Below are 645 nucleotides of genomic sequence, written 5' to 3'. Positions count from 1 at the left end.
AACTGCCAACCAAAGGCAACTGATTAGAATAACAAAGAAACGTTTCATCATAATAAAGCTACCAGCATTTTTACTAATTCTTCCAAGGGAATCTGGTTGTATTTGGACGTCAGTTCCGTCGGAGTCATTGAAAACTCTTGTGTGGAAAACTCATAAAGTTGGACTTTAGCCTTTTCTAATGAAGGAATTCCTATATCTTTTCCTGTCAGCTCTGTCTTTCCACCAGGAAGAGAGGCATCCATCAATATCTTTTCCAAACGGGAAAACTCCACATTCTTCGACAATACATTTTTCAATTCAGCTTTAGTGGCACGAACAAAGCGTTTATTCATCCTGTCTACCAATAAAACTTCATCGGGAGTAACTTCTATACGTGCCACTTCCGTACGCAGAATAGGCATCAATAAGGAGATTTGTACCCGCTCATGAGTTTTCATCTTCATGGTTCCCCCTACAGACATACTTCCCTTCTTGCCGGGAATGGTCAACTGAAGCCTGGAAGCCAGGTAACTGGATGTCGGAGCCTTTGTTGAAGTCTTTGTTTCCGAGGTTGCCAAGTGCTTCGAACTCTTACAGCCGGCCAACACCACTACCACCAACAACAGTAGATAAATGATTCTTTTCATTCCGCAATATATTTCTTCT

General features: G+C 41.6%; 1 protein-coding gene. It reads right to left on the bottom strand.

Annotated elements, in window-relative coordinates; translation table 11 throughout:
• Positions 1–47 precede the first annotated feature (47 nt).
• On the bottom strand, positions 48–626 hold the full coding sequence (locus AB5935_RS26785; protein ID WP_004322450.1) for a DUF4292 domain-containing protein: 579 nt from the start codon (positions 624–626) through the stop codon (positions 48–50).
• Positions 627–645: the final 19 nt, after the last annotated feature.

The sequence above is a fragment of the Phocaeicola sp. RTP21198st1_B8_RTP21198_201120 genome (assembly GCF_040929485.1).
In the GTDB taxonomy this organism is placed as follows: Bacteria; Bacteroidota; Bacteroidia; order Bacteroidales; family Bacteroidaceae; genus Phocaeicola; species Phocaeicola dorei.
The sequence above is the reverse complement of the archived record's forward strand: the minus strand, read 5'-3'. Positions and strand labels throughout refer to the sequence as shown.

Coding starts and splice junctions, on each gene's coding strand:
- AB5935_RS26785 (WP_004322450.1), bottom strand. CDS start 626: ATGAAAAGAATCATTTATCTACTGTTGTTGGTGGTAGTGGTGTTGGCC.